General features: G+C 36.4%; 3 protein-coding genes. All 3 read left to right on the top strand.

What is annotated here, in order from left to right:
* The coding region (locus ACP6PL_RS09215) for a hypothetical protein (protein ID WP_426544775.1) at positions 1 to 202 on the top strand (202 nt) is incomplete at its 5' end.
* 38 nt (positions 203 to 240) lie between these two features.
* The gene (gloA2, locus tag ACP6PL_RS09210) at positions 241 to 630 is read left to right on the top strand and encodes an SMU1112c/YaeR family gloxylase I-like metalloprotein (RefSeq protein WP_426544773.1); all 390 of its coding nucleotides are present in this window, start codon (positions 241 to 243) and stop codon (positions 628 to 630) included.
* Positions 631 to 1,116: 486 nt separating this feature from the next.
* Positions 1,117 to 4,683, top strand: coding sequence for a WD40 domain-containing protein (locus tag ACP6PL_RS09205; RefSeq protein WP_426544771.1), 3,567 nt, complete (start codon positions 1,117 to 1,119; stop codon positions 4,681 to 4,683).
* Positions 4,684 to 6,000 lie beyond the last annotated feature (1,317 nt).

Genomic DNA, 6,000 nt, shown 5'->3' with positions numbered 1-6,000 from the left:
CCGAACGGTTTTAACCAGAGGTAATTATCAATTATCCATTATCAATTATCAATTATCAATTAATGAAAGAGGAGCTTTCCTTTCCTGCGGAATGCTACGCATTTATCTCGCGCAGCGTTTTTCATGTCGGCTAAGAGCCGAAACGCGCGTTGTGCGGAACGCTAAACGCAAACATGTTGGCGACAGCCGAAAACAAAACTAATTATCCATTATTAATTATTAATTAATGAACAAATTTTTATGATGAAAATTAAAAGATTTAATCATGTTGCAATTATTTGCTCTGATTATGAAAAATCAAAGCATTTTTATGTGAATATTTTAGGCTGTGAAATTATTCAAGAAACTTGGAGAAAAGCACGCAATTCTTATAAATTAGATTTGCGTGTAGGTAATGGTAATCAGATAGAATTATTTTCATTTCCTGACCCGCCAAAAAGATTAACTCGCCCAGAAGCTTGTGGTCTGAGACATTTAGCATTAGAAGTAGATAATATTGATGAGTCTGTTGATTATTTGAAATCCCACGATATAGAAGTAGAAGATATTAGAATTGATGAAATAACTGGCAAGCGTTTTACCTTCTTTCCAGACCCAGATCAATTACCTTTAGAAATTTATGAAAGTTAATATCTTGCAAATACCAAACCTGAAGAATGCTTAACGAAGTCTGAAGTTAAATTATGACTTTGTTACTTTGATAAAACCAGAAAAAATATTTAGCTAATAACTTATAATTGATATTGGTATATTTAACTGAAAGGTGCTTTCAAGAATTGAGAATTGAGAATTAAGAATTGAGAATTAAGAATTGAGAATTACCTATCCTTGAAAAGAAGAAGATTGACGAACAGGAAATTTTTTATTTATTATCCCCTTAAAAGGGGAGGCTTTAAACCACAATATTTCGATAACTAATATCATGTCCGGATAATTAGTGATAAAAAATGTTCTCCTTTTTATACTTTCTTTCTCCCCTCTTCCCTCCTAACTCCTGACTCCTGACTCCTCCTTTCTCCCTTCTTATTTATAACTATTCAACCGGACATGATATAAGAACTTCTAGCCTTCAAAATTAACTTTGTTAATCAACTCCTAGTTGAAATAAACAAGACCATGATTAGACGTACATATCAAGTCGGAGGTAGTCTCAGCAAAAATGCTTCTACCTACGTCACCCGACAAGCTGATACTCAACTTTATCAAGCTTTAAATAGAGGCGAATTTTGTTACGTTCTCAATTGCCGACAAATGGGAAAATCATCCCTATTAGTCAGAGTCTACCATCAATTAAAACAACAAGGATTTGAATGTGCCACTATTGACATGACTAATATTGGTAGTCAAAATACCACTTGCCAACAATGGTATCAAGGCATCATTGCCGACCTCTGGCTGAGTTTAAAATTGAGTCGTAAATTGTCATTTCAAACCTGGTGGTCATCACTTTCAGAAATATCTGATGTGCAAAAATTAAGTCTATTTATTGAGGAAGTAATATTAGTACAATTTCCTACAGAAAATATTTGTATATTCATCGATGAAATAGACAGTATTCTCAGTTTAAACTTTACTGTAGATGATTTCTTTGCCCTGATTCGTTATTGTTACAATCAACGAGCAATTAATCCAGAATATAATCGACTTAATTTTGCCATTTTTGGAGTGGCTACACCTGCTGATTTAATTCAAGACCGGAAAAGAACACCATTTAATATAGGTACAGCCATAGAATTACATAATTTTACAATAGAAGAAATAGAGCCATTAGCAGCAAGTTTACTACTAGAAGAAAACCAGGGTAAAAGATTATTAAAAGAAATATTATCCTGGACGGGAGGGCAACCTTTTTTAACCAACAAGCTCTGTCAATTAGTCATGGATACCATTACCGAATCAAATAAATTCGCCAATTTTAAATTTATTTATGAAGGTAATATCCTGAAAAATAAGAACTTATATGATTGGCAACATCAAATTGATAAAGTGCCATTAAGTTATGGAAAATTATTAGTAGAAAATCTAGTCAGAAATAAAATATTAGATGATTGGCAACATCAAGACGAACCAGAGCATTTAAGAACAATTCAAAATCGGTTATTATACAATCCTACCAAAGTAGGGAGATTGTTAGGAATATATCAAAAAATTCTGCAAAAACAATATATAGAAGTTGATAAAATCCCTGAAGAAACAGAACTAATATTATCAGGGTTAATAGTTAAAGAATCAGGATTTCTCAAAGTAAAAAATCCGATATATGAACAAGTATTTAATTTAGAATGGATAGGGAAAAAATTAAGATTATTGAGACCTTATGCTCAGAATTTTGATGCTTGGATATCTTCCCAGAAAACAGACAAATCACGACTATTGCGGGGTCTAGCACTAAAAGATGCTGAAGCTTGGGCAAGAGGAAAAATTTTGAGTGATTTAGATTATCAGTATTTAGATGCTTCTGTAGAAATAGAGAGAAAAGAAAAGCGAACTCTAATAGAAGCAGAACGTATAAAAGAAGTAGAAGCACGACTCAGACAAGAAGAAAAAACTGCTAGATTTCAAAGGTTGTTTTTAGTTGCATTTAGTATAGGATTTTTTACTGCTTCTGGTTTGGGAATTACCACTTTTTGGCAATATCGCAATGCTTTAGACAGTCAACGTCAAGAAAGCCTGGCAAAAATTAAAAGCATGGTTCGCTATTCAGAAGCGCTTTTTGCCTTAGATCAACAGCTAGATTCTCTAATTCAAGGACTCAAAGCGAGGCGAGAACTGCAAAAACTAAGAATCAGTGAACCCCAAACAGAAAAAATGATAGAGTTAGCCCTACGGCGCTCAATTTATGCGGCGATGGAGTTTAATCATTTTGTCCCTAGCAATTCTGGAATTAGGGGACTTGAGTTTAGTCAGGATAGTAGGCAGCTCCTCATCGGAAGTGAGACGGAAATTGTGCTGCATACAATTGGTTTAACCTTACCCAAAAAATGGTTTGGTCATCAAGGCCCAATCTTAGCCGTGGCAATTAGTCCCGACAACAAAATCCTCGCTTCTAGCAGTGGAGACACCACCATTAAACTTTGGCAGAGTGACGGAACTCTAATGTATACCTTAAGAGGCCATCAAGCACCAGTTAATGATGTGGAATTTAGCCCAGATGGAGAAATCATTGCCTCATCAAGTCTGGATCGCACCATTAAACTCTGGCGCAAGGATGGAACCCTTTTCAAGACTCTCCGAGGACATGAAGGAGTTGTCCGAAAAATTGCCTTTAGTCCCGATGGAAAAATACTCGCTTCGGTCAGCGAAGATGGCACAATTAAATTGTGGTACAAGGAAGGAATAGCCTGGCTTCACACCACTATCATGCAGAAAAAAGAAAAGTTTTGGGACTTAGAATTTAGTCCTGATGGTCAAATGTTGGCAGTAGGTTGCAGGGATGGCAAAATTCACCTGCGGCAACTTCCAGAGGGTAAACTATTGAAAACTATCACAGGACATACAGCAGGTATTTGGGATCTGGAATTTAGTCCCGACGGTAAAATCCTAGCTTCGGCTTCTGATGATAAAACTATCGCCTTCTGGAATGAGGAAGGCATATTACTCAACACGATTAAAGGCCATAATGGTTCGGTGAGATCACTTGCCTTTAGTCCTGACGGTAAAATCTTAGCCTCAGCAGGATCTGATTCTATGGTGAAAATGTGGCGGTTACAAAATCCCTTCTTAACTCGCTTGTCTGGACATACGGCTGGGGTGCAAGGGGTGGCTTTTAGTCCTGATGGTAAGTTAATTGCCAGCGTCAGCGGTCGGGAAACTATTCTGTGGCAGTTTAATGGTACAATGGAAAAGAAAATCGAAGGAAAAAACTCCACGTTCAGTGACGTTATTTTTAGTCCCCAAGGAAATATCTTTGCTGTAAGTGCCGGACTGGTAGTGCAAGTGTGGCAGACTAATGGGGAATTGCTCAATAGTTTCAGAGGGCATCTTTCCCCGACTCGCAAATTAGCATTTAGTCCTGACGGTAATATCCTTGCTTCTACCAGTGGCGATAAAACCTTAAAACTCTGGTCTTTAGATGGTCAAGAAGTTATAACCTTGAAAGGCCATCAAGCCGGAGTTTGGGGAGTTGCTTTTAATGATGATGGTTCCTTGATCGGCTCTAGTAGTGGTGATGGTACTGTTCGGCTGTGGCACCAAGATGGTCAGTTGTTCAAAACATTTTTAGTCGGTGAAGGTATTATTTACAGTATTGCTGGGAGTCTTGATGGTTTTTGGATCGGAACCGGGAATTCTGGTAAAAATCAGAAAATCTGGAGTCAGGAAGGCGAGTTACTCTCTCGTATTGACACATCTGGTGAAGAAATTTGGGCGATCGTGGTTAGTCCTAATGGTAAAACTATAGCCACCGGAAATGATCGAGGAATTGTGAAGCTATGGCAGCCGGATGGTCAGTTATTGGCGACTCTATTAGGCCATCGTTCAGCCATTAGAGGACTTGTTTTCAGTCCAGATGGCAAAACCCTAGCTTCGGCAGCGGAAGATAAAATGGTGATTTTGTGGGATTTGGATAATGCGATCGCCTTTGAGGATGTACTTAGTTATGGTTGTGAGTGGGTAAGGGATTATCTAGAAACTAATGTGGAAGTCGAAGAGGGCGACAGAAGTCTATGCGATGATATTAATTAGGGTTTACTGAATCAATTATTTTGGTAGGAATAGGAGCCAGGAGAAACGGGAAATTTAGAGGAGGTAGGAATAAGAATTGTCCCTTAATTTTTATCTCCTTAATTGGCCGAAAATGCTAACTTTTTTAGCGTTTTAGATGTGATACATAAGAATTTTTGGATTCCCAAAAAGCTTCAAGCCTTTACCTGTCAATGCTTGGGAAATTAATCAGCAAGACCTAACTAACTAGGGTTTGTGTTCAAAAGTCTTATGGGTGAGAGTAGGAGTCAGGAGACAGGAGACAGGAGACAGGAGACAGGAGGAGTAACGAATTTAGAGAAAGCAGTCGAAAGAATGATCCCTCAATTTCTCTGTCCAAATCTTGCTGTTAATACTAACTTTTTGAGGCTTTTCAACTCAAAGCGAGCGCACTTTTTCCCGACTTAAAAATGCCAAAAGCAATATCAGTAAACACTTTCATCCTTTTGAGCGCAAGCTCTAACTAGCTATCAGCTTTTCCGTTCTGGAATCCTCCGCAAACAGCATTTAGCTGGAGCGCTAAAAATTCCAGGGTAAAAGTCCCCTACTATATTTTAAAAAATTAGTGGTTCGCCTTTTATGGGAATTCATATCAAATCCAGTAGCATTCTTACTGGTGTGGGGAGATGGGGAAATAAGCGAGCATATTTTCCAATAGGTAAAGATGGAACATTTTTTTATACCGAATTAAGCGGATTTGATATCAAACCCCAATCATAAACGCTGCTAGAAGCTGATAGCTGAATGCTACTTCAACAAAGAAAAAACGTAATTATAACTTAGGAACTGATTAAAAGGCGAAGTGGCGCAACCCAATTATCTTGAGAAATTTTGCTATACTTTGATTTCCTATTTCTAACATATTATTTTTTGAAGTAAATACTTGATATTTGCTAACTTCAGTTATGAATAAACCTTATTTTTGCCAGTTTATTAACTATAGCAATACCAATACTTTTGATGATTTTTTCGATAACGTTTATAATTAATATTGCAAGTAAATCTCCTATAATCTAATAAACTAATTATAGAGTATAAAATCGCAGACAATTTTGCAGAATATTAGTATCAAATAAACTGTCAGAATTAAAGATTTTTAACTAATTTTTGATTAGGGTATATTTCATTATTGCATATTCCTCAAAAAACTGGTCAGAAAACAATTATGAAAATCAGATAATAATCTGATGAAATTCAACTTAAAAATAATGCTTTTAGTTGTAAAATGATTATAATATTAATCAGTACACATAGATTTTTCAAGCTTATATATGATGAACGATCTACAACAAACAACAA

It is taken from the genome of Dapis purpurea BLCC-M126 (assembly GCF_050015975.1).
Lineage (GTDB): Bacteria > Cyanobacteriota > Cyanobacteriia > Cyanobacteriales > Microcoleaceae > Trichodesmium.
The sequence above is the reverse complement of the archived record's forward strand: the minus strand, read 5'-3'. Positions and strand labels throughout refer to the sequence as shown.